Source organism: Candidatus Zixiibacteriota bacterium, from assembly GCA_040752815.1.
In the GTDB taxonomy this organism is placed as follows: Bacteria; Zixibacteria; MSB-5A5; order GN15; family FEB-12; genus JAGGTI01.
This window is the reverse complement of sequence record JBFMGC010000104.1, coordinates 1-3,033: the sequence shown is the minus strand read 5'-3', so window position 1 is coordinate 3,033 and position 3,033 is coordinate 1. Positions and strand designations below refer to the sequence as shown.

At 57.8% G+C, this 3,033-nt stretch carries 2 protein-coding genes and 1 pseudogene; all 3 read right to left on the bottom strand.

Translation table 11 applies throughout. From position 1 onward, the window contains the following. Positions 1 to 134: 134 nt before the first annotated feature. Positions 135 to 266, bottom strand: a pseudogene (locus AB1772_13290) (Ada metal-binding domain-containing protein). Positions 267 to 534: 268 nt separating this feature from the next. After that, positions 535 to 1,572: a radical SAM protein gene (locus tag AB1772_13285; protein ID MEW5797313.1), complete on the bottom strand. Its 1,038-nt coding sequence runs from the start codon at positions 1,570 to 1,572 to the stop codon at positions 535 to 537. Next, positions 1,569 to 2,912, bottom strand: coding sequence for a radical SAM protein (locus tag AB1772_13280; GenBank protein ID MEW5797312.1), 1,344 nt, complete (start codon positions 2,910 to 2,912; stop codon positions 1,569 to 1,571). Before AB1772_13280 ends, AB1772_13285 begins: the two co-directional genes overlap by 4 nt. Positions 2,913 to 3,033: the final 121 nt, after the last annotated feature.

The window sequence follows — 3,033 nt, the reverse complement described above, 5'->3', positions numbered from 1 at the left end:
AACCGCGGGGGTGACAAGAACCGGCGGAACAGGGCGACCACGAGACATAGGGTATCTCCTTTCGTGAAAAAAGAAAGATACCACCTCCTCAATATTAATGCAAGCTAAACATGGGACATAACACTAGGTGAACCGAAGAACTCGACATTTTCGGCTTTCGGCTTTTTGGACGGACACGTAGGTCGGCAGAAAATACCAGTGGTTCGCACGCCGACAAAGAAGACGCCCTCGAATTCGCTGTCGCGGTCCATGAGCGCCTGATACATCGTGGATGGTGGTGGCAGCGTGGTCATAGTTGGTTTCCAATCATTGTATTCATAAACGGCTGAACCGCCAAGCGGTTCTGCCCTACTATTGCTTCCAAACTAACTGTTTGAAGTCAAGGTACATCCGGTTTTTGAGCAGGAAATTCGAAAAGTGATCTTTATAGCGAAGGCCTCTGGTCCGCCTGTCGCCAACGGGGCGGTCTACCCAGGGTAGTGGCATCACGATTGTCGGAACCCCGCCACGGCGGGCAGGCTCCAGGGTCCCGAGCTACGGCTGCCGGGGTGAAATCGTCTCCACGGGGTATAGGCACATCGGGAACGAGGCGTGGAGATTGCCGGTGTGGGCGAGAGTGGAGCCTCGGCAGGCGCCGCGACAATTGGCGAAATTGTCGCAGGTGCTGCAGAAGCCGTCGATTTGATCACGAAGGAATTCCGCCATCGCGAGCATCCTTGGCGACTGCCAAAGATCCTGGAGTGGTTGCTCACGTACGTTCCCGACAAGGAACTGTGGAAAGGCGAGGGCGGTGCAGGGGTAGACGTCACCGCTGGCCTTGAGATAAAATGTCTCGATACCCGCTATGCACTTGTGGAATCCGTAGTCAGGAGGGACCGGACCGAAACCGACGTCAAACGTAACCAGGATGTCGTCGTCCTCCTGAGCTTCCTTCACAAATGCCAGCAGATCGCAGAGCTCGTCGGAGAATTGGAGACGGCGTTTCACCTGCTTTTGTTTGCCGCGGCCGATCGGCGTGAATCCGCAGAACCTTATTGTATCCACCCCCTCATGCTTGCCGAAAGCGATCATCCTGCGGGCATCGTCGAGGTTCTCGCGCCCGACCAGCGACGCCATGACCACTCTGGCGCCGAGTCGTTTACAGATGCGGATTGCGTCCACGATGCGATGATAGTCGGAATTGGTGGCGCCGCGAATTCGACGGTTCATCTCCGGGGTGGAGCCGTCGAGACTGATCTGCACCGTATGGCAGCCGGCCGCGATGAGCCGCTCGGCGCGCTCTTCATTCAGGAGAACCCCGTTTGTAGTGATATTGCTCCGGACGTTTCGGGACCAGGCGTACTCGGTGAGTTCTTCGAGATCTTTTCGCAGGAGGGGTTCGCCGCCGGTCCAGCCGATCATCTTGACGCCGACTTCCGCCATAGCATCGATGATCGCCCGGCATTCGTCGTCGGTCAGTTCGCCCACCGGACGGCGCGTGGCCGCGGTAAAACAATGCGCACAGCGCAGGTTGCACTGGCGGGTGATCTCCCAGCCGACTATGTCGGGAACTCGCTTGTTGGTGTCGCTCATGAACCGCGGTTGGGGTTAGATGGGGATGCGTTGGCGGAGGCGTAGGCGAGATCCAACAGCTCGCCCAGGTTGTGTTTCCAAGTGACACACGATCCGCAGGTGGCGCTCGGCTTTTCAAGTCCCCGTGCCGGGCAGCCGCCCATACAGATCGGCAGTACCGAGCAGTCGCGACATTCGGTCAGTCCCAGCGGCTGCCAGGACTGATAGGCTCTTAGATTGGCCAGCTGCTGCTCGCTTGGTTGTGAGGAGAAGATATCGCCCACCCATTTGGCGCCGTCGAGCGAAAGATCCTCCCAGCATTTGAACAGGTGTCCGGTGGGCGAGACCACGAAATACCCCTCGGCGATTGCGCCGCACGCCGCACCCGATGACGGCCGTGGGAAAGTGACCTGCCGGATACCGCGTTCGAGCAGCCGTCGGTACGTTCGAGTGAGGGCGCCTGCGAATTCCTCGTTGTCATGGCAGCGTTCAATAATGTCGGAACAGACCGAGCCGGAGGGTGTGATAGGAGCAAAGGTAATATTCACCTTATCAAGAACCTGTCGACTCTGCAGAAGCTCGACAACCTCATAGGCCGAGTCGACATTGTCTTTATCGATATTGATGCGGATATTAATCTTCAGAATCCCGGCAACAGCGCACAGGTTGTCGAGAATGCGATCGAATGTCCCCCGCCCGTTCTTCAGCTTTCTGCGGGAGTCGTGCACTGACCGGGGGCCATCGAGGGTGACTTGCGCCTGGGCGACACCCAGTTCCTTCAATTGCCGGGCCATTGCTGCGTCCAAAAGGTACCCGTTGGTGATGATCATTCCGGGATACAATGTGAGGCGGTGCTTCCTCGTGAGTTCGGCGAACTCCCGCTGGAGTCTTTCGATAATCGGAAGGCACAACGTCGGCTCGCCGCCGAACCAGCAGATACGAAGGCCGTCGGCCCGATAGAGATAGCGATCGACAAAGGCGAGGAGCGCCTCTTGGGTCGGTTCGGACATGCGCCCGCCGGTACGCGACTCGAAGCAGTAATCGCAGCTGAAATTACAGGCCAGCGTGGGAGCGATAGTCAGTGTCAGTATCGTTCCCTCGAGTCGATCAGAGCGGGCTTTGACTCTGAGCGCTGACCGTTGATCGATACCGTCGGGAATCAGAAAGCCGCCGTCGCGGAGACACTGTAGAAACGACGCGGCCTCGCCCTCGTAAACTGCGTTGGGTGCGTCCAGGATCTTGCGAACGACCGGGTAGTTCTCACTTTCGATTTCGGCGACCGCGCCTGAGTAGCTGTTATAGGCGAGGATGATTCGACCGTTGCGTATCGCGCAGAGATGATTGTACCGTGATGCTTTCATTGAACCCTGTAACTGTCGATAAGCCGGACGGAGGAAACGTTGTGGAATGGCCGAAGATCATGCGCCGGGCTTCGTCGGACCGGCGCATGGCTCACTACGAGACTCCTCGTCGTTGTACTTG

What these genes read in the sequence shown, in the direction of transcription:
- AB1772_13285 (MEW5797313.1), bottom strand. Translation starts at nt 1,572, where the DNA reads ATGAGCGACACCAACAAGCGAGTTCCCGACATAGTCGGCTGGGAGATC.
- AB1772_13280 (MEW5797312.1), bottom strand. Translation starts at nt 2,912, where the DNA reads ATGAAAGCATCACGGTACAATCATCTCTGCGCGATACGCAACGGTCGA.